This window comes from Microbacterium sp. ANT_H45B (genome assembly GCF_008369345.1).
Lineage (GTDB): Bacteria > Actinomycetota > Actinomycetes > Actinomycetales > Microbacteriaceae > Microbacterium.
On record NZ_VOBK01000003.1, the window covers coordinates 711,121 to 734,666 of the forward strand.

Annotated in this window: 19 protein-coding genes; 8 read left to right on the top strand and 11 right to left on the bottom strand. The window is 70.3% G+C overall.

Annotated features, from left to right (window positions below; all coding sequences use genetic code 11):
* Positions 1-1,299: an MFS transporter gene (locus tag FQ142_RS15395; protein ID WP_149423994.1), complete on the bottom strand. Its 1,299-nt coding sequence runs from the start codon at positions 1,297-1,299 to the stop codon at positions 1-3.
* A gap of 136 nt (positions 1,300-1,435) precedes the next feature.
* On the opposite strand from FQ142_RS15395, the gene FQ142_RS15400 reads away from it, so the two are divergent.
* Positions 1,436-2,725, top strand: a complete 1,290-nt coding sequence (locus FQ142_RS15400; protein ID WP_262492169.1) for a TetR/AcrR family transcriptional regulator — start codon at positions 1,436-1,438, stop codon at positions 2,723-2,725.
* 56 nt (positions 2,726-2,781) lie between these two features.
* Here FQ142_RS15400 and recQ read toward each other — a convergent pair whose 3' ends face one another.
* The gene (gene recQ / locus FQ142_RS15405) at positions 2,782-4,845 is read right to left on the bottom strand and encodes a DNA helicase RecQ (RefSeq protein ID WP_149423996.1); all 2,064 of its coding nucleotides are present in this window, start codon (positions 4,843-4,845) and stop codon (positions 2,782-2,784) included.
* Between the two features lie 92 nt (positions 4,846-4,937).
* On the opposite strand from recQ, the gene FQ142_RS15410 reads away from it, so the two are divergent.
* Positions 4,938-5,255: a GNAT family N-acetyltransferase gene (locus tag FQ142_RS15410; protein ID WP_045254946.1), complete on the top strand. Its 318-nt coding sequence runs from the start codon at positions 4,938-4,940 to the stop codon at positions 5,253-5,255.
* A complete protein-coding gene (locus tag FQ142_RS15415; RefSeq protein ID WP_149423997.1) occupies positions 5,255-6,172 on the top strand; it encodes a pirin family protein in 918 nt (305 codons plus the stop codon). The genes FQ142_RS15410 and FQ142_RS15415 overlap by 1 nt, the downstream gene beginning before the upstream one ends.
* A gap of 137 nt (positions 6,173-6,309) precedes the next feature.
* Here the strand turns inward: FQ142_RS15415 and FQ142_RS15420 are convergent, their stop codons facing one another.
* The 7 genes from FQ142_RS15420 to FQ142_RS15450 form a co-directional block, all read right to left on the bottom strand.
* A complete protein-coding gene (locus FQ142_RS15420) occupies positions 6,310-9,339 on the bottom strand; it encodes a S8 family serine peptidase (RefSeq protein WP_188042433.1) in 3,030 nt (1,009 codons plus the stop codon).
* A gap of 192 nt (positions 9,340-9,531) precedes the next feature.
* Positions 9,532-10,989, bottom strand: coding sequence for a cation acetate symporter (locus tag FQ142_RS15425; protein WP_056413405.1), 1,458 nt, complete (start codon positions 10,987-10,989; stop codon positions 9,532-9,534).
* Complete coding sequence (locus FQ142_RS15430; RefSeq protein WP_149423999.1) at positions 10,986-11,360, bottom strand: heavy metal transporter; 375 nt, start codon at positions 11,358-11,360, stop codon at positions 10,986-10,988. The genes FQ142_RS15425 and FQ142_RS15430 overlap by 4 nt, the downstream gene beginning before the upstream one ends.
* Positions 11,357-12,073, bottom strand: coding sequence for a LytR/AlgR family response regulator transcription factor (locus tag FQ142_RS15435; protein ID WP_149424165.1), 717 nt, complete (start codon positions 12,071-12,073; stop codon positions 11,357-11,359). The genes FQ142_RS15430 and FQ142_RS15435 overlap by 4 nt, the downstream gene beginning before the upstream one ends.
* A 25-nt stretch (positions 12,074-12,098) precedes the next feature.
* Positions 12,099-13,283: a sensor histidine kinase gene (locus tag FQ142_RS15440; RefSeq protein ID WP_149424000.1), complete on the bottom strand. Its 1,185-nt coding sequence runs from the start codon at positions 13,281-13,283 to the stop codon at positions 12,099-12,101.
* A 196-nt stretch (positions 13,284-13,479) separates the two neighbouring features.
* Positions 13,480-13,725 carry a YbdD/YjiX family protein gene (locus FQ142_RS15445; RefSeq protein ID WP_149424001.1) on the bottom strand — a complete coding sequence of 82 codons (246 nt, stop codon included), beginning with the start codon at positions 13,723-13,725 and terminating at the stop codon, positions 13,480-13,482.
* Position 13,726: 1 nt separating this feature from the next.
* Complete coding sequence (locus tag FQ142_RS15450) at positions 13,727-16,024, bottom strand: carbon starvation CstA family protein (protein ID WP_253385372.1); 2,298 nt, start codon at positions 16,022-16,024, stop codon at positions 13,727-13,729.
* Between the two features lie 185 nt (positions 16,025-16,209).
* Here FQ142_RS15450 and FQ142_RS15455 point away from each other — a divergent pair, with 185 nt between their 5' ends.
* The 5 genes from FQ142_RS15455 (at position 16,210) to FQ142_RS15475 (ending at position 21,095) form a co-directional block, all read left to right on the top strand.
* Positions 16,210-16,752 (top strand): ECF transporter S component, encoded by a 543-nt coding sequence (locus FQ142_RS15455; RefSeq protein WP_149424002.1) that lies wholly within the window; start codon positions 16,210-16,212, stop codon positions 16,750-16,752.
* Between the two features lie 164 nt (positions 16,753-16,916).
* Positions 16,917-18,680 carry an ABC transporter ATP-binding protein gene (locus FQ142_RS15460; protein ID WP_149424003.1) on the top strand — a complete coding sequence of 588 codons (1,764 nt, stop codon included), beginning with the start codon at positions 16,917-16,919 and terminating at the stop codon, positions 18,678-18,680.
* Complete coding sequence (locus FQ142_RS15465; protein WP_149424004.1) at positions 18,677-19,495, top strand: energy-coupling factor transporter transmembrane component T; 819 nt, start codon at positions 18,677-18,679, stop codon at positions 19,493-19,495. The genes FQ142_RS15460 and FQ142_RS15465 overlap by 4 nt, the downstream gene beginning before the upstream one ends.
* An 11-nt stretch (positions 19,496-19,506) precedes the next feature.
* On the top strand, positions 19,507-20,382 hold the full coding sequence (locus FQ142_RS15470) for a siderophore-interacting protein (RefSeq protein WP_149424005.1): 876 nt from the start codon (positions 19,507-19,509) through the stop codon (positions 20,380-20,382).
* Positions 20,379-21,095: an ECF transporter S component gene (locus FQ142_RS15475; protein ID WP_149424006.1), complete on the top strand. Its 717-nt coding sequence runs from the start codon at positions 20,379-20,381 to the stop codon at positions 21,093-21,095. The genes FQ142_RS15470 and FQ142_RS15475 overlap by 4 nt, the downstream gene beginning before the upstream one ends.
* Before the next feature lie 145 nt (positions 21,096-21,240).
* On the opposite strand, the gene FQ142_RS15480 is transcribed toward FQ142_RS15475, so the two are convergent.
* Together FQ142_RS15480 and FQ142_RS15485 are read right to left on the bottom strand one after the other, a co-directional pair.
* A complete protein-coding gene (locus FQ142_RS15480) occupies positions 21,241-22,404 on the bottom strand; it encodes an acyl-CoA dehydrogenase family protein (RefSeq protein ID WP_149424007.1) in 1,164 nt (387 codons plus the stop codon).
* A 163-nt stretch (positions 22,405-22,567) separates the two neighbouring features.
* On the bottom strand, positions 22,568-23,503 hold the full coding sequence (locus FQ142_RS15485; protein ID WP_149424008.1) for a M15 family metallopeptidase: 936 nt from the start codon (positions 23,501-23,503) through the stop codon (positions 22,568-22,570).
* Positions 23,504-23,546 lie beyond the last annotated feature (43 nt).

Below are 23,546 nucleotides of genomic sequence, written 5' to 3' on the forward strand. Positions count from 1 at the left end.
TCACTTGACTCCCTTGATGCGGTACACGAGCACGGCGCCGGCCAGCGCGACGAGCGCGCCGAACAGGTACCAGGTGGTGTATCCGCCGAGGGGGGTGGCGGCCCCGAGCGCGATGATGCTCGGCGCGATCGCGGGTGCGATCGACTGGGGCAGGGCGTTGGCGATGTTGAGCACGCCGAGGTCCTTGGCCACGTCGTCGGGGTTGGGAAGCACCTCGGTCGCGAGAGCGAGGTCGACCGACAGGAACGAGCCTGCGCCCAGACCAATGATGGCCTGCGCGACGATCACCACGGCGATCGTGGGGGCGACGGCGAGGATCACGAGGCCGACGACCATGATCAGTCCGGCGACCGCGACGAAGGGCCGGCGCTTGCCGATCTTGTCGGAGAGGAAGCCACCGAGCGGCGCGGAGACGGCCATCGCCGCCATCGAGGCGAGATTGGCGATCAGGATCGTGCTCACGGCGCCCTGCTCGTCGAGGCCGAACTTGGTCACCAGGTAGAGCGGGAGGAAGGTCGCGATGCCGGCGTAGCCGAACATCACGAAGAACTTGGTCAGCCAGGTCCAGCCGAAGTCGGGGTGCTTGCGGGGGTTGAAGACGAAGGAGCCGAAGAACGTGCCGATCGTGAAGGGGGTCGCGGGCTTCTCGGTGAGGCGGCGGTCCTTGAGCGTGAGTACGAAGACGACGACGAGGATCAGCGCGATGACGGCGGGCACGACGAACCGCTCGAAGTCACCGGGGAGGAAGTTGACGATGAAGCTGCCGGCGAGGATGCCGATGGGCGTCGTGATGCCGACGATTCCCGAGACCTTGCCGCGGCTGGAGACGGGGACCTGGTCGGGCAGGGTCGCGTTCGCCGCGGCGAGGACCGCGTTCATGGATGCCTGCACGAGGCACCACGCGAGCATGACGACGAGCACCGACGTCGCGGCGCCGATGATCACGAAGCCGCCGAGACCCACGATCGCTCCGCCGAGGATCCACGGTCGCCGCATGCCCCACCGAGAGGTGGTGCGATCCGACAGTCGGCCGACGAGCGGGTTCGCGATGAGGGCGAAGGCGGCGCCGACTCCCATCACGAGTCCGAGGCTGCCCTCGGTGTTCACCGGGTCGAGGCGTTGGATCTTGAAGGCCATCGACACCATGACGGGGGTGAGGAGCGCCAGATACACGCCGAAGTTCACGGCGGCGAGTCCGGGGGTGTAGCCGCGCGGCGTCTTGCGCGGGGTGGTTCCGGGCAGTTTCACACCGGTTGTTCCGGCGGCAGCCGCGGTGGCGGCCGATGACAGCTCTGTCACGGGGGGGTCCTTTCGGGCACGGGTTCGCCGGTCATCCGCGACTCGGCTCGAGCACGACGATACACGAATATCGACCGCTTGGTAAGTGAACGTCTACCGATTGGTAATGAGAGAGAATGGAGGGAAGGGGGCGGCGATGACGACGGAAGCCATGACGGGCTCGCGCCAGGCGCGCACGGCTGCGACCCGGCAGCGGATCGTCGACGCGGCGCGCACTCTCTTCGTCGCCCACGGGTATCGCTCGACCTCGCTGCGGGACATCGCTGCGGCCGCCTCGGTCAGTCACCCCGGACTCCTCGGCCATTTCGCGTCGAAGGACGACCTGCTGGCCGAGGTCGTGGCCGGTTTCGAATCCGACAACGAGAGGTCCTTCGACCTCCTCGCCGCCGCCGCCGAGTCCGGCGAACTGATCTTCGCCGATGTCGCGCGTCGCAACGCCGGCACACCCGGCTACCTCGAGCTCTTCGCCGCACTCACCGGCGAAGCGTCAGCCCCCGAGCATCCCGCACACGAGCGGATGCGAGACCGCTACGAGAGGCTGCGCGGGCTCAGCACGGAGGTGATGTCCGACGCCGCCCTGCACGGGACGATCGACCCCGACCGCGCAGTGGCGGAGGAGACCACCCGGCACATGGCCGGATGGGACGGACTGCAGCTCGTCTCGCAGTATCTGCCCGCGCGCGTCGACGTCGTGCGGATGCTCGAGGAACGGGAGTCGCTGTGGGCCCTGCCCCCGGGCTGGCGCGAGCCCGATCAGCCGGCGCCGACCACGATGCCGTCCGGGCCCCTGCCTTCGTTGCAGGTGCCGCTGGTCGACAGCGACGCCGCCGGTGCACCCGGCTACGCGTCGGGACGGCGTCGCCGCACGCAGATCGTCGCCGACGCCATGCGGCTGTTCTCCCGCGGCGGGTACGGCGACACCAGCCTCAGCGACATCGCGAAGGCGGTCGGGGTGTCGAAGTCCACGCTGCTGCACCACTACCCGAGCAAAGAGCTGCTGCTGAGGGCGGTGCTCGCGGAACGCGACCGTGCGATCCAGGACGGCGCCGACGGCGCACCGCCCGAGAGAGCGAGCGACGCGCTGCGGGTCCTGCCCGAGGGGGCGACCGTGAGCGCACTCGACGAGCCCGGCCTCATCGAGGTGTACGCGGTGCTGTCGTGCGAGGCGGTGCCGTCGGCGCACCCCGCCCATGACTACTTCGCCGAGCGCTTCGAGCGGGCCATCGACTACTTCGCCGAGCTCTTCCGTCTCGCCCAGCGCGACGGCGACCTGTCGGCGCACCGCGACCCCGAGCACGAGGCCATCTGGCTGATCGCGATGTGGGACGGCCTGCAGTACCAGTGGCTGTACGACCGTGAGGCCGTGGATGTCGCGAGCCACCTTCGCGCGCATCTCGCCGATCTGCTCCCCTCCGCACGAGCGTAGGCGCAGACGAGTCGGGCCCCACGGGAAAGTGGAGTCCGAGCCGGCGCCGGCCGCGCTCAGGCCGAGGCGATGACCGCGAGCACGCCTTCGCCGTAGCCGTCGCGCTTCTTCGCGCCGATGCCGGTGATGCCGTCGAGGTCGGCGAGAGAGGCGGGGCGATGCTCGGCGAGCGCGCGCAGCGTCGCGTCGCCGAAGACCATGTACGCCGGCTTCCCCTCTTCGCGAGCCGTCTCGGCCCGCCAGGCGCGCAGCGCCTCGAACAGACCGCGGTCGCCGGCATCGAGAGCATCCGCCGCACTCGCCTTGCGGGCTCGCGGGGATGACGTCGGACGCCCGATCGTGTCCTTGCGCAGCGGCACCGCGACCTCGCCCTTCAGCACGCCCGGGGCGAGCTCGCCGGGGGCGAGCGTGCCGTAATCGCCCTGCGCCGCGATGATGCCGCGTGCGAGCAGCTGACGCACCACGCTGCGCCAGTCCTGGTCGGTGAGGTCGGCGCCGATGCCGTAGGTGGCGATCTTCTCGTGCCCCTGCTGGCGGATGCGCTCGGTCGAGGCCCCGCGGAGGATGTCGATCAGGTGCCCGGCGCCGAAGGACTGATTGCGTTCGCGCTTGAGCCGCACGATCGTCGACAGGAGCTTCTGCGCAGGGACCAGCCCGTCGAACGTCTCGGTCTCGTCGAGACACGTGTCGCAGTTGCCGCACGGCTGCGACTCCTGCCCGAAGTATCCGAGCAGGTTCTGCCGACGGCATTCCACCGTCTCGCAGAGCGCGAGCATCGCGTCGAGGTGCTGGCCGAGGCGCATCTTGAAGGTGCGGTCGCCGGGGCTCTGATCGATCATGCGGCGCTGCTGCACCACGTCGCCCAGTCCGTACGCCATCCACGCGATCGAGGGCTCTCCGTCGCGACCCGCGCGACCCGTCTCCTGGTAGTAGCCCTCGACGGACTTGGGCAGATCGATGTGGGCGACGAACCGCACGTCCGGCTTGTCGATGCCCATGCCGAACGCGATCGTGGCGACCATCACGACGCCGTCTTCGCGCAGGAACCGCGACTGATTGGTCGCGCGCACCTCGGCGGGCAGACCCGCGTGATACGGCAGTGCGTCGAATCCCTGCGCGGCGAGGTAGGTGGCCGTCTGCTCGACCGACTTGCGGCTGAGCGCGTAGACGATGCCGACCGACCCCTCGGGCTGCGCGCGGATGAACGAGACGAGCTGCTTGCGCGGATCGACCTTCGGCACGATCCGGTACTGGATGTTGGGTCGGTCGAAGCTCGCGACGTAGTGCTTCGCCTCGTCGAGGTGCAGTCGCTCGGTGAGCTCCTTGTGCGTGGCCCGGGTGGCGGTCGCGGTGAGCGCCATGCGCGGCACGCCGGGGAACCGTTCGCCGAGATCGCCGAGCGCGAGGTAGTCGGGGCGGAAGTCGTGGCCCCACTGCGACACGCAGTGTGCCTCGTCGATGGCGATGACGCTGAGGGTTCCGCGCTGCAGGAGAGCGGTGGTCTGCGGAGACGACAGCCGCTCGGGAGCGACGTACAGGAGGTCGATCTCGCCCGCGACGTAGGCGCGCTCGACCTCGCGGCGCTCGTCGATCGCCTGCGTCGAGTTGAGGTAGGCGGCGTTCACGCCGTTCGCGCGTAGAGCGTCGACCTGGTCGTGCATGAGGGCGATCAGCGGGCTGATCACGAGGCCCGTGCCCTCTCGCACCAGCGCGGGCACCTGGTAGGTGACGCTCTTGCCGCCGCCGGTGGGCATGAGCACGACCGCGTCGCCGCCGGCGATGACCTGCTCGACGATCGCCGCCTGGTCGCCCCGGAACTCGTCGTAGCCGAAGACCGTGTGCAGCGCCTCGGCGGCGGTCGGGTACCGGCTCGGCGCCGCACGGCGTGCCGCGGGGGCGGGTGCCGTGGAGGATACCGCCCGGCGGGTCGCCGACCGCCCGGCATTCGTGGTCACCGGCGTCACAGGACCGGGCCCCCAGTCGAGCGGAGGCTCGAACCCGGCGCCCTGCGGTTCCCAGTCCATCGGCTCGGGCGGCTCGGACGGTTCCCACCCCGCGGCGTCCCACGGCTCATCGGCGTAGGGCAGATCCTCGTACGGGTCTCGGGGAGTCTGCGGCATCCCTCCAGCGTAACGATCCCCACCGACGCCGGGGCGCCCCGACCGCGTCCCGCCGGGCGTAGGTTGGATCCACACGCCCGAAGGAGCCTCCGATGACCGACATCACCGTCACCCGCGTCGACGACGAGTCCCGCTACGAGATCCGCACCGACGGCGCGCTCGCCGGTTACGCCGAGTTCCAGCTCCGGCCCGGCGCGATCCGCTTCACCCACACCGAACTGGACCCGGCCTTCCAGGGACAGGGGCTCGCCGGCATCCTGGCGGAGAGGGCGCTGACGGATGCCGCCGCCTCCGGCGAGGCGATCGTGCCGCTGTGCCCGTACATCGCCAGGTACCTCGAGAGCCACGAGATCCCCGGCGCCGAGATCCGCTGGCCGAAGCGTCCCGGCACCGCCCCGGCGGAGGCGTGATGATCGGACAGCGGCGCATCGTCCTCGAGCCGCGCGAGGTCCCGCTCGGCGGCGTGCGGGGCATGAGCGTGCTGCGCGTACTGCCGCACCGCAACCTCCCCACGATCGGAGCCTGGTGCTTCCTCGATCGGTTCGGTCCGGCGGACACCCGGATGCGCGTCGAGCCGCATCCGCACATCGGACTGCAGACCGTGACCTGGCCGCTGATCGGCGAGATCCGGCATCGTGACTCGCTCGGCAGCGATGCCGACCTGCGCCGAGGCCAGCTCAACCTGATGACCGCGGGCAACGGGATCTCGCACTCGGAGTACTCGATCGGTGAGGAGCCGATCCCGCTCGATGCGCTGCAGTTCTGGGTCGTGCTGCCTGAGGGCGCCCGGCAGGGCGTCGGCGGCTTCGAACGCCACGCCGACCTGCCCACCCTGACGCTTCCGGCCGAGGAGGGCCCGGATGCCACGGCGACCGTCGTGCTCGGGGAGTTCGCCGAGGTCGTGTCGCCGGCGACCGTGCACACGCCCATCGTCGGTGCCGAGATCGCGGTGCCGGCGGGCACCCGCGTCCGTCTGCCGCTGCGCACGGACTGGGAGCACGCGATCATGCTCGTCGAGGGCGACGCGCAGGTCGCGACGCACGGGATGACGCCGAACGATGTGCTCTACCTCGGCGACTCCCGCGACGAGGTCGAGGTCACGAGCACCCAGGGAGCGCTGCTGTTCCTGATCGGCGGGGAGCCGTTCGACGACGAGATCGTCATGTGGTGGAACTTCGCCGGCCGCACGCACGAGGAGATCGTCGACGCGCGCACCGACTGGGAAGCAGCATCCCCGCGCTTCGGGACCGTGGAGGGTCACGATGTGCGCATCCCCGCTCCTCCCCTGCCCGACGTGCGACTGATGCCGCGCGGCCGCCGGATCTGATCCTCCCTTCCCCCGGTCGTTGAGCGAGGACGACGGAGTCGACCGAGACGAAACGCGGTGAGCCGATGCTGCATACCCACCGCGTTTCGTCTCGCTGCTCAGCTGCTCGCTCAACGACCTGAGCGGCGTGTTGACTGTTACGGCGTGTCGACCGTGACGACGGTCTGCACCGCCGAGTCGCCGTACTGCACGAGTCCGAGATAGCGGGTGCCCGCGGTCAGGCCGGTCCAGCTCAGCTCGTAGGTCGTCGCCTGTCCGCGCACAGCGGGGACGGGGTTCGGGTTCGCCGTGAACGCGCCTTCGCCGTCGGCCTGCACGGTGGCGTAGGTCATGTCCCACGTCATCGACGCCGACGTGGAGTACACGTTCGCGACCACCAGGTAGGTACCGGCCGTCGGTGCGGTCAGCGTCACCTGCTCGTCTGCCGAGCCCGTCGCCGACTGCCAGCGCTCGTAGTAGCTCAGGTCGTCAGGGCCGACCACGCGGTAGACCGTGAGGTCGAGGTCGCTTCCGGTGTCGTCGGACGAGTCGAGATCGAAGCGCGAGAGCGCGGCTCCCTCGGGCACGTCGACGATCCACGACACGTTCTTGTCGGCGTCTCCCGACGCCTCGTCGCCCGAGTGCCCGACCACGCGGCCGTCCGGGTCTTCGAGCAGCGTGAACGGCGTGAGACCCGACAGTCCGAGTGCGAGATCCCCGTCGACGCCCGGCGTGATCTCGACCGACGTCGACCCGTCGACACCGGTGCCGGACACCTCGGCCGGAGCATCCGCCGTGACCGGGAAGACCGCGATCGGTGAGCGCACCGTGTTCTTCTTGCTCGTCCACGTGAGCGATCCGGTCGCCCACTGCTCGACCGGCGCGCTCTCATTGTCGAACGTCACCGTATACGTCGCGGTCTGGCCCGGCTTGGTGAACTTCAGCGTCGACGGCTGCACCGTCGCGTTCACACCCGGCAGGTCGACGGATGCCGTGAAGGTGCCCTTCTCGGTCGCCGTGACCGTGCGGGTGACGGTCTGCGCGCTCGCCAGCGACCCGATCGAGAACGACGCGACGTTGAGGTCGCTGCCGTCGATCGGCTCTCCGGGGAAGTCGGCGAGGCCCTTGCCCTCGAGGTACGCGGTCCAGTCGGCCACATCGTTGAGGTACAGCAGCCCCGGGTTGAAGTAGCGCTTCGGGTCGACCTGACCCGCACCCTGCTGGAACGGATCCGTGTTCGGCGATCCGTCGGCGTTCACCGTGTCGTACGCGGTGGTCATCATGGCCGACTTGATCTCGGCCGGCTTCGCGTTCGGACGCTCGCCCAGGTAGAGCGCGGCGAGGCCGGCGATGTGCGGAGACGCCATAGAGGTGCCCGACAGGATGCCGAAGGTCGGCGTCTCTCCGGGCGCGTTCTGCGTCGCCGCGAGGATCGCCACACCCGGAGCCGCGATGTCGGGCTTCATGATGTCGCTGCCGTCGGCGAGCATGGGCCCACGGCTCGAGAACCCGGCGATCTGCGGCACCGGCGGCGTCACGCCTGTCGTGTTCTTGCCCACGAGGGAGATCGGACGGTCGACGCCGCCCTGCACGTAGCCGAGCACGGCGGCGCGGTACGCGGAGGCGAGGTGCACGGTGGGCACGGCGTGGAAGTCGTTGTCGAGCGAGTCGGCGCCACCGGGGACGTTCACGAGGACGACACCTGATCCGCCGGCATCCTTCACGACCTGGGACTTCTCGGCCCGCGCATTGCCACCGCGGTCGCAGACCACGATGTGACCGGTGACCTTCGCCGCATCGAGGCTTCCCGGCAGGCACAGCGCCGCGTCGGCGGCCGTCTGCCCTGCGGCGGGCGCGTCCCCGGCGTAGACGGAGGGTCCGGTGACGGTCGTGCCGAACGGCACGCTCACCGAGGCACCCGCCTGCGCGAAGCCGTCGAACTGCACGGTGCCCTCCCACGTCGGGATGGTGGATGCCGCGACCGTGGTGTACCAGGGCGAGGCGTGGTCGGCGGTCACCGGGTCGGGTCCGTCGTTGCCCGCGCTCGCCGCGACGAAGACGCCGGCGGCTGCCGCGTTGAAGAATGCGATGTCCTCGGGGGCGAGGACGGTGGATGCCGCCCCGCCGCCGATCGAGTAGTTGATCACGTCGACGCCGTCGGCGACGGCCTGGTCGATCGCGGCGATGAGGTCGCTGCCGGCGCAGATGTCGTCGGTGGTGACGGTCTCATCGGGTCCGACGTAGCAGGCCTTGTAGGCGGCGACCTTGGCGCCGGGGGCGACACCCGAGATCTTGCCGAAGTCGACGTCCTCGATCGATGCCTTCACGCCGAAGTTTCCTGCCGCGGTGCTCGCGGTGTGCGAACCGTGGCCGTCGCCGTCGCGCGGCGAGAGGTAGTCGTACTGGAAGTCGAAGCCCGCCGCCTGCGCTCCGGTGAAGAAGTACCGGGCGCCGATGAGCTTCGACGAGTAGTCGCCCTTGTCCCACTCCTGCGCCTCGACCATCTCGCCGCGGAACTGGCCGCCGTCGGACTTGTCGAAGTAGACGGACGTGCCGTCGGTGTAGGGCTCGCCGCCCTTGTGGCGCTTGTCCTTCTTGGGCTGCTTCTTCAGCTTCTTGCCCGCGAACGACGGATGCTCGGGGGCGATGCCCGTGTCGATGACGCCCACGACCACGCCCTCGCCGGCCTTCTCGACGCCGCCGGTCTGCTGCCAGATCCCGCCGCGGCCCTTCTTGTCGTCACCCAGACCGAGAAAGTCCGTCGATGTCTGGGCATCCGGGTGGCGGATGAAGTCGGGGTACACGTCGTACACGTCCTTCGACGCGCGCAGCGTGTCGACCTGCTCGCCCGTGAGCTCGGCGCTGAACCCGTTGAGGACGACCTGGTAGCTGATATCAGGGGTGACGCCGGCCTCCTCGGCCACCGTCCGCTGCTCCGTCTCGAGGTGCTCGACGTAGCGCTGGGAGTCCTGGGACTCCGTCTCGAGCTGCTCCCCCTCGGCGGGCTTCGTCGCCCGGAGGCCGTCGACCTCTCCGGTGTAGCTCGCGAGCGGGTCGGACTTCAGCACGACGATGTAATGACCCGGTGTGCCGTCGACGGGAGTGGGGTTCACCTCCTCCGTGCCTGCGTAACCTGCGGTGGCCGTCGAGGCGATGAACAGCGTGGCCAGGGTGGTGGCGGCTGCCATCCGGAGGGGTGTTCGACCCATGTGCTTCTCCCGGTGATCAGGGTACGGAGGTGTTGCCGCACCGCCGCTCAACGTACGCCCGACTTTCGGCCACACACCAGGGTCGGGGACGATTACTGGACGAACGGCCAGAGGACTCGCCAATGGTCGATCAGCGACGTGCGCCAGGGCCGCCGCACCGCGCGAGGAGCCTCAACGACGCTCGGGCGAGTGCACCCGGGTGAGGAATCTCTGGGTGCGCGGAGACGGCCCCCGCGGATCGAGCAGCGACACCACGACCGTGACGACGGCCGCAAGCGGGATCGTCCACGCCGCCGGCTGGGCGAGGTACGGGGCGGCCGCGCCCACACCGCCGATCAGCCCGTGGACCAGCAGCGCCAGGCCCGCGGCGACGCCGCCCGACAGCATCCCGGCGACCGCCCCTCGAGCCGTGAGACCGCGCCACCAGACCCCGAGCAGCACGACCGGCGACAGCGTCGACGCCGCGACCACGAAGACGACGCCGACGCTCGAACCGAGTCCGGCCGGTGCGGTGAGGAGAGCGACCGCGAGCGGCACCAGCGCGCACAGCACGGCCGAGAGGCGGAAGGAGCGCACCGACCCGGAGAACACGTCCTGGCTGATGACGCCGGCGAGCGACACCACGAGGCCGGCGGAGGTCGCGAGGAAGGCCGCGAACGCACCGGCGACGATGAGCGCCGTCAGGAGCTCGCCGGCGAAGCCGGGGAACACCCTCGACGGGAGCAGCAGCACGACGGTGTCGGCGACGCCGGGCACCGCGAGATCGGGGGCGGCGATGCGTGCGAGGAGCCCCATGGTGCTCGACACCGCGTAGAACGCGCTCACCATTCCGATCACGATCACGGTGGTCCGCCGGGCCGAGACCCCGGTCGGGCTCGTGTAGAAGCGCACGAGCACGTGCGGCAGACCCATCGTCCCCAGCAGAAGCGCGATGAGCAGGGATGCCGTCTGGTACGCGTCGAACCCCGACGGCCCCGCCTCGGCGGGAAACACGAGCGCGGGGTCGAAGTCGTGCGGTCCGCCGCTCAGTGCGAACGCGATGCACACGACGGGCACGAGCAGCGCCGTGAGCTTGAGCCAGTACTGGAAGGCCTGCACGTACGTGATCGCCCGCATGCCTCCGGCGGCGACCGCTGCGGCGACGAGCACCGCGACGAGCACGGCGCCGACCCATTCGGGCACGCCCGCGACGACGAGCAAAGTGATGCCCGCACCGTGCAGCTGCGGGACGATGTACAGCCAGCCGATCACGAGCACCGCGATGCTGGTCACCCGGCGAGCCGCCGTCGATTCGAGTCGCGCCTCGATGAAGTCGGGGATCGTGTACGCGCCGCTGCGCCGCAGCGGCGCCGCGACGAACACGAGGACGAGCAGGTAGCCGGCCGCATAGCCGATCGGGAACCAGAAGCCCCGTGCGCCGTCGAGCAGCACGAGCCCGGAGAGTCCGAGGAACGTGCCGGCCGAGAGGTACTCGCCGCTGATCGCCGAGGCGTTCCACACCGGCCGCACGGTGCGCGAGGCGACGAAGAAGTCTCCGGTGGTGCGGGAGATGCGCAACCCGTACACGCCGATCAGCAGGGTCGCGACCACGACGAGCGCGATGCCGACCAGGTCGAGCACGGCGTTCATTCGCGGTCACGCAGCGCACGGAAGCGCCGCTCGTTGCGGGCCGCCGTGCGCACGTGGAGCACTGCGAAGACGAGGATGAGCGGATAGAAGGCATACGCCTGCAGCAGCCACGACAGCGGCAGCCCCCACACGACGAATCGATCGATCTCGGGGATCAGGGCGATGGCCAGGGTCAGCGCGACGACCACCAGCACGAAGCCCGCGACCGTGCCGAGCGCGAGCCGCAGCTGGCTGCGCATCAGCGCGCGGACGAACACCGCATCCGCCTCGTCGACAGGGGAACCGGGCAGCGCGATGCCGCGCGTCGACGGTGCCGCACGCCGCGTCGGGTCGTGAGCGGTGACCCGCACGCGCTTCGGGGCCTCGGTCACGGTGCGCCCTCCACCCGCAACAGGGCATCGCGCACCGCGGGCACCAGACGTCTGCTCACGGGCAGCACCGCGGCATCCACCACGACCGCAGGATCCGTCCCCGACAGCCGCGCCTCGGTCACCGCCGCCGAACGGACGAGGGTGGAGCGGTGGATGCGCAGGAAGCCGGCATCCGTCCATCGGGCCTCCAGCTCGGAGATCGGGATGCGCACGAGATGTCCGCCGTCGGCGGTGTGCAGCCGCGAGTAGTCCCCCTGCGCCTGCACCCAGCGCACCTCGCTGCGCCGGACGAAGCGCACCGCTGATCCCACCGTCACCGGCAGTGTCTCGTCGTCGGCGGGGGCGGCGACCTCGCCCAGATCGATCACGCGGTCGATGGCGCGGCGCAGGCGCTCGATGCGCACGGGTTTGAGCAGGTAGTCGGCGGCGCGCAGCTCGAAGGCCTCGACCGCGCGGGCCTCGTCGGCCGTGACGAACACGACCGCCGGCGCCGTCGCGAGGGTGAGCAGCGAGCGGGCCAGCTCGGTCCCCCGCAGGCCCGGCATGTGGATGTCGAGGAATGCGATGCGCACGACGCGCTGCGAGAGCAGACGAAGGGCGTCGACACCCGAGGTCGCCGTGAGCACCTCCCCGATGCGCGGATCGAGGCGCAGCAGATGCACGAGCTCGTCGAGGGCGGGCTTCTCGTCGTCGGCGACGAGCACGTCGATCATGCGCATCTCGGTCGTCATCGAAGCCTCAGTCGTTGTCCGGGTCGTGCTGCGGCTGCGACTTCGGCACCCGCATGCGCACCAGGGTACCCGCGCCCGTGTTCGTCTCGACGACGAGGCCGCCGTCGGGCCCGTACAGCTGGCGCAGCCGGGTGTCGACGTTGCGCAGCCCCACGTGCAGCCCGTCGTCCGCCGCGGTGAGCGTGGCGAGCAGTCCGTCGGGGTCCATGCCCACGCCGTCGTCCTCGACGGTCACCTCGGTGTGCGTCCCGTCATCACGCGAGACGATGCGGATCTCTCCGCCGCCCTCCCCCGGTTCGATGCCGTGACGCACGGCGTTCTCGACCAGCGGCTGCACCGAGAGGAACGGGATGACGGTCGCGAGTGTCTCCGGCGCGATCCGCAGGGTGACCCGCAGACGTTCGCCGAACCGGGCGCGCTCGAGTTCGAGGAAGGAGTGGATGCTGCCGAGCTCCTCCGCGAGCGTCGTGAACTCCCCCTGCCGTCGGAACGAGTACCGGGTGAAGTCGGCGAACTCGAGCACGAGGTCGCGCGCGCGCACCGGATCGGTGTGGATGAACGACGCGATCGCGGTCAGCGCGTTGTAGATGAAGTGCGGCGAGATCTGCGCGCGGAGCGACCGCAGCTCGGCCTCGGCCAGCTGGGTGCGCGAGGCGTCGAGACTGCCGAGCTCGACCTGCGCCGCGCACCAGTCGGCGACCTCCTGGGCCGCGCGCACGAGAGCGGCGCCCACCGGCGACGCGAAGGCGACGACCACGCCGATGACCCGCCCGTCGACGACGATCGGCGCGCCCACGCCTTCGAGGTCGTCGGCCCGCCCGTCCGGTGAGCGGAACACCTGTCGCCGGCCCGAGCCGCGCACCTGCTGGGCGATGCGCACGGCGGCCGGTTCCAGCCCCTCGGAGGCCCCGTCCATCGACAGGGCGTCGTCGTCGCCCACGATCGCGACGGCCGCGCTGCCGAGCAGCACCCGCAGGTGTCTGGCGGCCTTGACGACATCGGGGCCGGCGAGCCCCGCGCGCAGATGCGGGGCGGCGAGGCTCGCCTGATGCAGAGCCTGCAGTGCCGCACGCTCGGCATCGCTGCCGAGGTCGGCCGACCCACGGGCGAGCCGCCGCGCGAGCAGCAGGAGCACCGAGAGCACGATGCCGCCGAGCACGCCGAGGATCGCGGCGAGGACGACGTCGTTCATGCCCTCAGCCTAGATCCGCGTGTCCGGCTCCGCCTTCGCCGCCCCCGCCTCCGCGAGGAGCGCCCTCGCCACCTCCGCCCCCTGAGCGAGGAGCGAAGCGACGAGACGAAGGGCGCACACTCAGGGAGCGGCGGACTCGACCGAAGCCCTCCGCCCCCTGAGCGAGGAGCGAAGCGACGAGACGAAGGGCGTACGGTCAGCAGCAGCGTGCACCCGGGTTTCGATCCTGATCGTCCATCCGCTGCCGCCAGAACTGCCTCTCGGTCATCGGCTCCTCGCCCGGATGCTGCCGCTGCTGATGGGCGACATAGGTGGCGTAGGCGCTGTCGCCCATCAGGGTGGTGATGTACCAGCGGATGCCGCGGCCCACCCGCCCCGCGGCGCCGAGCAGCGTCCGCAGGAGGGTGGTCGCGGCATCCGTCCGGTTCGCGATGTCGGTCATCTCAGTGCCCCGACGTCGAGCGCTCGTCGGCGAGGATCGGCTCCCATTCCTTCTCCAGCTCGCGTTCGGCCGGGCTCGGGAGGAATCCGGCCGGGGCGAACCGCCGCGAGGCGACAGGGGTCTCCTCGGTGTTCTCCCCGCCGCCGTTGCGGATGGCCTTGACCGTCACGACCACGGCGGCGACCATCACGATGATCGCCAGGGTGACGAAGATGATCGACAGGGTGCCCTGCACGGCGGTGTTGCGGATGACGGCCTCGAGCACCTCGGGGGCGCCCAGCGACGTGTCGCCGCTGTCCCGCGCCGCGACGTAGCGGAAGTGGTTCGCCCAGTAGCCGATGGCCGGCACGGGGGAGGCGATCTTGTACAGCGACGCGGTGATCGTCACCACGGCGGTGAACGCGAGCGGCAGCCCGATGATCCACAGCCACTTGATGTAGCTCTTGCCGCGCTTGGCGACGATGGCCATCACCACGGCGAGCGCGATCGCGGCGAGCAGCTGGTTCGCGATGCCGAACAGCGGGAAGAACGTGTTGATGCCGCCGAGCGGGTCGGTGACGCCGAGGATGAGGATCGCTCCCCAGCCGGCCACCATGATCGCGGTGCAGATCCAGACCCCGGGGCGCCAGGACACGTCACGGAACTTGGGGAACCAGGCCCCGATCGAGTCCTGCAGCATGAAGCGGGCGACGCGGGTGCCGGCATCCACCGCGGTGAGGATGAACAGCGCCTCGAACATGATCGCGAAGTGGTACCAGAACGCCATGAGCGCCTGGCCGCCGAGGGCCTGCTGCATGATGTGGGCGAGACCGAGCGCCAGGGTCGGCGCGCCACCGGTGCGCGAGACGATGGATTCCTCGCCGACCGCCTGCGCGGTGCCGGTGAGCATCTCGGGTGTGAGGTTCACCCCCGTGAGCCCGAGGGAGTTCACGAAGGCGACGGCACCCTCGACCGTGCCTCCGGTCGCTGCCGTCGGGGCGTTCATCGCGAAGTAGATGCCCTGGTCGATCGAGATCGCGGCGACGAGGGCCATGATCGCGACGAAGGATTCCATCAGCATCCCGCCGTAGCCGATGAAGCGCGTCTGGCGCTCCTTCTCGACGAGCTTCGGGGTGGTGCCCGATGCGATCAGCGCATGGAAGCCCGACAGGGCGCCGCAGGCGATCGTCACGAACAGGAACGGGAAGAGCGGACCGGCGAACACCGGCCCCATCCCATTCTCGCCGAAGACGCTGACCGCCGGCACCGTGATCTCGGGGCGCACGAGCACGATCGCGCCGGCGAGCATGACGATGACGCCGATCTTCATGAAGGTCGACAGGTAGTCGCGCGGGGCGAGCAGCAGCCAGACGGGGAGCACTGCGGCGATGAAGCCGTAGACGATGATGCCCCACGCGATCGTGGTGCGGTCGAGGTGGAAGATCGCCTGACCCCACTCGGTGCCGGCGACCCAGCCGCCGCCGATGATGGCCGCCATCAGCAGCGCGAAGCCGATGAGGGAGACCTCGGTGACCTTGCCCGGTCGCAGGTAGCGCAGGTAGATGCCCATGAAGATCGCGATCGGGATGGTCATCGCCACCGAGAACACGCCCCAGGGGCTCTCGCCGAGCGCGTTCACGACGACGAGGGCGAGGATCGCGACGATGATGAGCATGATCAGCAGCGAGGCGACGATCGCGGCGGTCCCGCCGATCCTGCCGAGTTCCTGCCTCGCCATCTGACCGATCGTGCGGCCGCCGCGGCGCATCGAGAAGAACAGCACGGTGTAGTCCTGCACGGCACCCGCGAGCACGACGCCGACGATGATCCAGATGGTGCCGGGGAGGTAGCCCATCTGCGCGGCGAGCACCGGGCCGACGAGCGGGCCGGCACCGGCGATCGCGGCGAAGTGGTGCCCGTACAGCACGCGGCGGTCGGTGGGGACGTAGTCCTTGCCGTCCTGCTTGACCTCGGCGGGGGTCGCCCGCCGGTCGTCGGGTCGGGTGATGTACTTCTCGATCACCTTGGAGTAGAACCGATAGCCGATCAGGTACGTGCAGACGGCGGCGAACACGAACCAGATCGCGTTCACGGTCTCGCCGCGCACGATCGCGAGCATCGTCCAGGCGACCGCCCCGAGCAGGGCGATCGCCGACCAGAGGACGATCTTGGGCCAGGTCCAGCGGGCGGTCTTCTCGTGGTGCTCGTCGGTCAGTGCGACCGGGGGCAGGGAGGGATCGGTGGTGATCGCGGTGTCGCCGTGGCGTCCGGCGCGATCGCGGCCGGTCCCGCCGCGGCGATGCGACGAAGATGCAGTCATGGGGGTCTCCTCGGGGTGCGCGTCTTTGCGTTCCCCCACGCTAGGAAGCATCCGGGCGCTCTACCCGCCCGAGACGCAGGACATGCGACGAACGGCACGGACGACGCGACGAACGGATGCCGCGGCGGCGGTTTTTCCCGGCCCCGGCCGCCGCTGCCCCCTCGACCCGCAAGTAGGCTGGAGGGGTGGCATCCTCCCCCGTCCTGACGACTCGCGTGCTGCTCGTCTGCGCCGCGATCGGCGTCGCGACGGGCATTCTCGGAGGTGTCGCCGGCTGGATCACGCTCCCTGTCCTCGCGGGGCCGGCGTTCCTGTACGGTCTGGTGCTCGGGTCGCACGTCCTGCCCGGGATCATCGCGCAGGAGGTGCTGCGGCGTCCGTTCGTCGCGCTCGTCACGCACGTGATCGCGGCTCTCATCTCGAGCGCGTTCAACCCGGCGTGGACACTGCGCTTCATCGGCACCGCCCTGCTCTTCGGCGCGATCCAGGAGGGCATCGCCGCGCTCACGCGCTACCGCTCCTGGGGCGCGTGGCGCTTCTTCCTGTCGGCCGGTGTGATCGGTGTGATCGTCGCGGTCGTCGTGTTCTTCGCGGCGCACCTCGCCGTGATGCCGCTCTGGGCGCAGATCGCCTACCTGGTGATCTCGGTGCTCGGACCGATCGCGTGGACCGCCGTCGGACTCGCGATCGGCACGGCACTGAGCCGCGCGGGCGTCTCCCGGCGCTGATCCTGCATCCAGCCGCCCGCGCGGGCGGTATGCCCTGGCGACAGGTGCGGACGCAGGGTGCTGGCGCTGTCCTCGCGCCGCTCCCGACGCTTCACCCGCGACGCGAATCAGGTTAGGCTCAGCTAAGTTAATGCCGAACCGATCCGCTGAACCGGGGTGATGCCGTGCGCTCCTCTGCGCTCCTGCTGAGCGTGCGTGACCTCTCCCTCACGCACGCGGACGCCGCGCACCCCTCCCCCGCAGACGTCTCCTTCGACATCCACCGCGGCGAGGTCGTGCTGCTGCTCGGCCCGTCGGGCTCGGGCAAGTCCACACTGACGCTCGCCCTCAACGGGCTCATCCCGCATGCCGTCCCCGCGACCATGTCGGGGGTGGTCGTGGCCGGCGGACTCGACACCGCCGACACCCCCACCGCCTCGCTGAGCACGCGCGTCGCGATGGTGTTCCAGGATCCGGATGCGCAGATCGTCACCGGCACGGGCTACGACGAGGTCGCGTTCGGCCCCGAGAACCTGCGGCTCCCCCTCGACGAGGTGCACCGCCGGACCGAGGACGCCCTGCGACGCGTCGGCCTCTGGGAGCGCCGAGACGAGAACCCCGACCGCCTCTCGGGCGGTGGCCGCCAGCGCCTCGCGATCGCCTGCGCTCTGGCGATGGGATCCCCGCTGATCGTGCTCGACGAGCCGACCGCCAACCTCGACCCCCAGGGCATCGACGACGTGTACGCCGCGCTGACCGACGTGATCGCCGCCGGAGACAGGGCGATCCTGCTCGTCGAGCACAACCTCGACGCGGCGATGGGGTTCGTGACCCGCACGATCGTGCTCGATGCCGCGGGCCGCGTCGCGTTCGACGGTCCAGCCGACGAGGTCATCCGCAGGCACGCCGACGAGCTCGTCGCGATGGGGGTGTGGCTCCCCGCGGCCACGCTGGCGGCGCTGCGGATGCGCGACGCCGGCGCGCACTTCGCAGAGCTTCCGCTCACGCCCGCGGAGCTCGCGTCGGCGCTGGCGGACCGGCCCTCCGTCCGCCTGCAGGACCACGGCACGGATGCCGGACCGCAGCCGGTGGATCGACCCGACATCCGTGCCTCGATCCTGCAGGCCGCACGGGCGTGGGGCCCGATCGCCCCCTCGATCGACGAGTCGGATGCCGTCAGCGGGTCGCCGTCCCCGATCATCCGCGCCCGGGGATTGACCGTCCGCCGCCACCGCACCGAGATCCTGCACGGCCTCGACCTCGACATCGCCCCCGGCACTCTGACCGCGATCGTCGGGGCGAACGGAGCGGGCAAGACCACGCTGCTGCAGGCGCTCGCCGGAGTCGTGCCTCCGCCGCGACGGCAGGTCTCGGTCGACGGGATGGACCCGGGGTCCGCGTCGCCCCGGGAGCTCGCGAACCGCATCGGCTTCGTCTTCCAGAACCCCGAGCACCAGTTCATCGCACACACCGTCTTCGACGAGCTCGCGCACGGCCTTCGGCTGCGGCGCACCCCGGATGCCGAGGTCACCGTGCGCGTCGACGCCATGCTCGAGCGGTTCGGCCTCGAAGCCAAGGCGCACGTGCACCCCTTCCTGCTCTCGGGAGGGGAGAAGCGTCGTCTGTCGGTCGGCACCGCGCTCATCACGCGCCCGCGGGTGCTCGCCCTCGACGAGCCGACCTTCGGGCAGGACCGCGCACGCGCAACCGAACTCCTCGCGCTGCTGCACGATCTGCGCGACGAGGGCACCACGATCCTCATCGTCACGCACGATCTCGCGCTCGTCGCCGCGCACGCCTCGCACACCGTGATCCTCGCCGACGGACGCGTACACGCCGTCGGCCGCACCACGGATCTCTTCCGCGACGAGCGGCCGTTCGTCGACGCCGGGCTCCGCCTCCCGGCCCTCCAGCGCGTGCTCGCCGCGGCAGGGCAGGCGCTGGCATGAGCGTGCAGACGTTCGACCCGTATGCCGCGGTGGCCGAGACCTCGCCCCGCCGCTTCCTCCACGCGCTGAACCCGCTCGCGAAGGTCGCCGGAGTCGCGCCCGCGATGGTGGTGCTGATCTTCGTGCGCGATCTCGCGACACCGGCGGCCTTTCTGCTGCTCTCGCTGATCCTGATCGTCGTCGGAGCGCGACTCACCGCACGCAGTGCGGCCCTGCTCTTCCTCGCCCTGCCGGTCGGGATGGTCGCGATCGCCCTCGGCTTCTCCCTGTGGGTGGACCCTGCTCTCGTCGCCCACACCCCCGCGGTCGCTCGGATCGGCGACTGGACGCTGTTCCAGGGCGCTCTCGCGATCGGCGCCGCCACCGCCCTGCGCCTCGGCTCGATCATCGCGCTGGCGCTGATCGGAGGACTCACCACCACGGGCCCCGATCTCGTGCGGGCGAGCGTGCAGCAGCTGCGGGTGCCGTATCGGATCGGATACACGGCGCTCGCCGCGTTCCGCTTCGTTCCGCGCTTCGGGCACGAGCTGTCGGTGATCCGCGCCGCGCACCGCGTGCGCGGACATCACGGCGGCAGCGGACCGTTCGCGCGCATGGCCCGGGGGTGGGGGTACATCGTGCCGCTGCTGGCGGGGGCGATCCGGCACGCGGAACGCGTCGCGCTGGCCATGGACTCCCGCGCCTTCGGCGCGCACACCTCGCGCACCGAGCGCCACCTCGTGCCGTTCCGCGTGCGCGACACGGTCTTCATCGGATGCTGCCTCGCCGCATCCGCTGCGATCCTCGTGATCTTCTTCCCCTGGCAGCTTCCCTGAAAGGTACGCGCATGGCGTTCAGCAAACTGGTCAAGCCCGACTCGTCCGAGCTCCTCCACCTCGAGGTGCTGCGCACCGAACGCCTCTCACCGCACTGGATGCGGGTGACTCTCGGCGGCGGCGAGATCGAGAGGTTCCGGCCCATGGGCTTCGATCAGTGGTTCCGACTGTTCCTGCCGATCGGGGGCGAAGCCGGACTCGATCGTGTGCCCGCCAAGGCGAACAGCCTGCTCGGGTACCTCAGGTTCCTGCGCATCCCCAGCGGCGAGCGCCCGGTCATGCGCAACTACAGCGTGCGCGCGTATCGGCCCGCGTCGGAGGGCGCAGGCGCCGAGATCGATGTCGACTTCGTGCTGCACGGATCGGCCGAGGACGGCACGGCCGGACCCGCGTCGCGGTGGGCCGAGACCTGCGAGCCCGGCGAGCCCGTGCTGATCCTCGACGAGGGGATCACGTTCAACCCGCAGCGCGGAACCGCGCGCGTGGTGCTGGTGGGCGACGAGACGGCGCTCCCCGCCATCGCCTCGATCTGCGCCTCGCTGCCGGACGATGCCACGGGTACCGCCCTCATCGAGGTTCCCTCCGAGGAGGATGCCCTCACGTTCCCGCATCCGCAGGGAGTCGACATCGTCTGGCTGGTGCGTCCGCACGAGTTCGCACCCGGCACGTTCGCCCTCGGCCGGTTGAGCGATCTGGAGCTGCCCGAGGTTCCGTTCCACGCCTACGCCGCGGGCGAGCAGTCTCTCGCCTCGGGAGCCCGCAAGCATCTCGTCGGCGAACGCGGGGTCGACAAGAACAGCGTGAGCTTCTGCGGCTACTGGAAGATCAGCACGGGCTCGCCCGCGTCGAAGGCCACGCGGGACGCGTCGGCGGAGCCCCGCGCATGAGCGGGGTGGATGACGCGCACCCGAACCCCTACGCAGATGCGTCGGTCGGTGCGGGGTCGCCGACCGCCGGTGCGGGGCCAGAGACGCACCCCGCCCCCGATGCGGGGCCAGCAACGCACGCCGGATCGCCCTCCGCGGTGCAGACTCGACCCCGCAGCGGCGTCGGCCGCTCGCGTTTCCGTCTGCCGACCGCCATTCTGCTCACCTGTGCGGCGCTCGGTGTGGCCGGCGGCGTCCTGCTCGCACCCGCGAACTGGATCTCGACCGTGCTGTTCCTCGGCGTCCCCTTCGCCAGCGTCGCGCTGGCCGGGCTGTGGCTGCTGCCGTCGGTGATCGCCCTGCGACTGCTGCGCCGTCCGCTGGTCGGCCTGTTGGTGGGGCTCCTCGCCGGACTCGTCATCGTGCCGTTCTCCGGATACGGATTCAGCAGCGTGGCCACGAACCTCTGGTGGGCGGCGTTCACCGAACTCCCGTTCCTGTTCGTCCTCTGGCGCTACTGGGGAACCTGGTTGCACTACCTCGGCGCGGCGATCGTCGGCATCGTCTACCCGATCCTCGCCTGGACGTCGTTCAACCTGGGCACGTTCGATCTCGGCCTGCAGATCACGTTCTTCGCGATCACGCTCGCGAGCTGCCTCGGGGCCACCGCCCTCGGCATCCTGATCGCCGATCGGCTGCGCCGCGCGGGCGTCGGCCGTCGCCTACCCCGCTGACCGACCCCGTCCGGCCCCTGGTCGCCCTGGCCGCCCTGGGCGGGCCGGTCGCCCTGTGGCACAGGTCCGTCTCACTCCGTCCGACGGCCGACAGACGAAGAGGGGCCCCGGATGTCGGCATCCGGGGCCCCTCTCGTGATCGGCGTCAGCGCTTGCCGGCGATCTGACGACCGACGATCTCGCGCATGATCTCGTTCGTGCCGCCGTAGATGCGGTGCACGCGGGCGTCGAGGAAGGCGCGCGCGATGGGGTACTCGGTGATGTAGCCGTAGCCGCCGTGGAGCTGCACGCCGGTGTCGAGCACCTCCCACTCGCGCTCGGTCGCCCAGAACTTCACCTTCGCGGCCTCTTCGGCCGAGAGCTTGCCCTGCGAATAGGCCAGCAGCGCACGGTCGACGTATGCCCAGAGCGCGTCGACCGTCGTCGCCATGTCCGCGATCTTGAAACGGGTGTTCTGGAAGTCGATGATCCGCTCGCCGAACGCTTCGCGGTCCTTCGTGTAGGCGACGGTCCAGTCGAGTGCGGCCTGCGCGGCTGCGGCACCGGCGACACCGATCGACAGGCGCTCCAGCGGCAGGTTCATCATCAGCTGCACGAAGCCCTTTCCCTCGACTCCCCCGATGAGGTTCTCGTCGGGGACGAAGACGTCGCTGAAGGAGAGCTCGGCGGTGTCATGCCCCTGGAAGCCCATCTTGTGGAGCTTCTTGCCGTGCTCGAACCCCTCCATCCCGTCTTCGAGCAGCACCAGGCTGAACGCATCGGGACGGTTGCCCTCACCGGTCTTCACGAACGTGACGACGAGATCGGCGGTGGCACCCGACGAGATGAAGGTCTTCGCACCGTTGACGATGTACCCGCCGTCGGTCTTCTTCGCCGTCGTCTTGATGCCGCGCAGGTCCGATCCGGCGCCGGGCTCGGTCATCGCGAGCGCGCCGATCACCTCGCCGGTGGCCATGCGGGGCAGCCACTTCGCCTTCTGCTCCTGCGTGCCCATGTGCACCAGGTACGGCACGGCGAGGTCGTCCTGGATGCCGAAAGCACCCGCGAGCGAGCCCGCGCCGGCGGCGATGACCTCTTCCATCACGATCGTGCGGAAGCGGTAGTCCTGCAGCATGCCCGCACCGCCGAACTCCTCGGGAACGGACAGCCCGATCAGGCCGGCCTCGCCGGCCGCCAGCATGGTCGCGCGGTCGACCTCGCCGTCGGCGTCCCACTTCTCGATCGTCTCGTGCGTGACGTGGCGCTTGACGAAGTCCTTGACGAGGTCGCGGAATGCCTCGTGATCCTCTTCGTAGATGTCGCGTTCCATGGCGTCCTCCTGAACGTTCGTGCGTCTTTGCTCCGGCGAGTCTATGCCGGTTCACCGACACCACGACAGCACGTTGTGAGAATGCATCCCACAATCGGTGACACTGGGTATCGCGATTGTCGGATGCCGCAACGAAGTCGTCGAGACCGGCATCCGCGGGCGATCAGTGCAGGTAATCGGGGGCTGCGGGAAGCCCGAAGAACTCCTCGAGCGTGTGATAGCCGCCCTGGTGGTAGGCCGCGGCGAGCTCCCGACCGACGTAGCGGAGGTGCCAGGGCTCCGGCTTGTATCCGGTGATCCCCGAGCCGACCTGCTCGTAGCGCACGATGAAGCCGTACTCCCAGGCGTTCGCCGCTATCCAGTCGCCCTGCGCGGTCGCTCCGAACGACTCGATCGCACCGCACGACGAGTCGCACGCCACGAGGTCGATCGCGAGCCCGGTCTGATGTTCGCTGTGGCCCGCCCGAGCCGAGGACGCATCGGCGCCGGCCTGCCCGTCGCTGCGCACATGGGCGGCGTGGGTCGCCACCTGCAGGTCGTACGAGCGGTAGCCGTTGTTCGCTCCGATGCGCCCCGCTCCCTCGGAGTCGGCGTCCGCGGCCATCTCGCCCACCGCCGCGGCGACGTCTGCACGAGCCTGGCCGGAACGCGTCGTCATCTGCACCGGGATGTCGGCGAGAGACGACGGCGCGAAATCGAGGGGGGCGAGCGGACGAGCCTTGTTGACCACGACCCACACGTGCGCAGGGTCGTCGAGCGCGATGCACGGCGCGTTGCCCGCGATCACGGCCGCCCGGAAGCCCTCCCCGCCACCGAACCCGGCGATGATCGCCGCGTCATCGGCGACCGAGATCGCCTCGAGCACGCTCGGCTCGGCGCACGGGTCGGCCGCGGTGGTCGCGCCGACCTCCACGGCCGGCACCTCCTGCACCACGCTCGGCTCGGGCATCCCCGGATCGTCCGACGCGGAGGTCGCGATCGGCGCCGAGGCGATTGAGAGCAGGATGCCGATGGCGGTCACCGCGAGTCCGACCGGAAGCGCAGGCCCTCGGACCGGGGACCGGGTCGCCGCATGCTGAGGCTGCGGCAGAAGATGCATGCCTCCATTGTCGCTTAACTCGCCTCGAACATATGTCTCAGCC

Bases quoted from the DNA above. Each gene is read 5' to 3' on its own strand.
- FQ142_RS15400 (WP_262492169.1), top strand. From the start codon at position 1,436: ATGACGACGGAAGCCATGACGGGCTCGCGCCAGGCGCGCACGGCTGCG.
- recQ (WP_149423996.1), bottom strand. From the start codon at position 4,845: ATGCCGCAGACTCCCCGAGACCCGTACGAGGATCTGCCCTACGCCGAT.
- FQ142_RS15410 (WP_045254946.1), top strand. From the start codon at position 4,938: ATGACCGACATCACCGTCACCCGCGTCGACGACGAGTCCCGCTACGAG.
- FQ142_RS15415 (WP_149423997.1), top strand. From the start codon at position 5,255: ATGATCGGACAGCGGCGCATCGTCCTCGAGCCGCGCGAGGTCCCGCTC.
- FQ142_RS15420 (WP_188042433.1), bottom strand. From the start codon at position 9,339: ATGGCAGCCGCCACCACCCTGGCCACGCTGTTCATCGCCTCGACGGCC.
- FQ142_RS15425 (WP_056413405.1), bottom strand. From the start codon at position 10,989: ATGAACGCCGTGCTCGACCTGGTCGGCATCGCGCTCGTCGTGGTCGCG.
- FQ142_RS15435 (WP_149424165.1), bottom strand. From the start codon at position 12,073: ATGATCGACGTGCTCGTCGCCGACGACGAGAAGCCCGCCCTCGACGAG.
- FQ142_RS15440 (WP_149424000.1), bottom strand. From the start codon at position 13,283: ATGAACGACGTCGTCCTCGCCGCGATCCTCGGCGTGCTCGGCGGCATC.
- FQ142_RS15445 (WP_149424001.1), bottom strand. From the start codon at position 13,725: ATGACCGACATCGCGAACCGGACGGATGCCGCGACCACCCTCCTGCGG.
- FQ142_RS15450 (WP_253385372.1), bottom strand. From the start codon at position 16,024: ATGACTGCATCTTCGTCGCATCGCCGCGGCGGGACCGGCCGCGATCGC.
- FQ142_RS15465 (WP_149424004.1), top strand. From the start codon at position 18,677: ATGAGCGTGCAGACGTTCGACCCGTATGCCGCGGTGGCCGAGACCTCG.
- FQ142_RS15470 (WP_149424005.1), top strand. From the start codon at position 19,507: ATGGCGTTCAGCAAACTGGTCAAGCCCGACTCGTCCGAGCTCCTCCAC.
- FQ142_RS15475 (WP_149424006.1), top strand. From the start codon at position 20,379: ATGAGCGGGGTGGATGACGCGCACCCGAACCCCTACGCAGATGCGTCG.
- FQ142_RS15480 (WP_149424007.1), bottom strand. From the start codon at position 22,404: ATGGAACGCGACATCTACGAAGAGGATCACGAGGCATTCCGCGACCTC.
- FQ142_RS15485 (WP_149424008.1), bottom strand. From the start codon at position 23,503: ATGCATCTTCTGCCGCAGCCTCAGCATGCGGCGACCCGGTCCCCGGTC.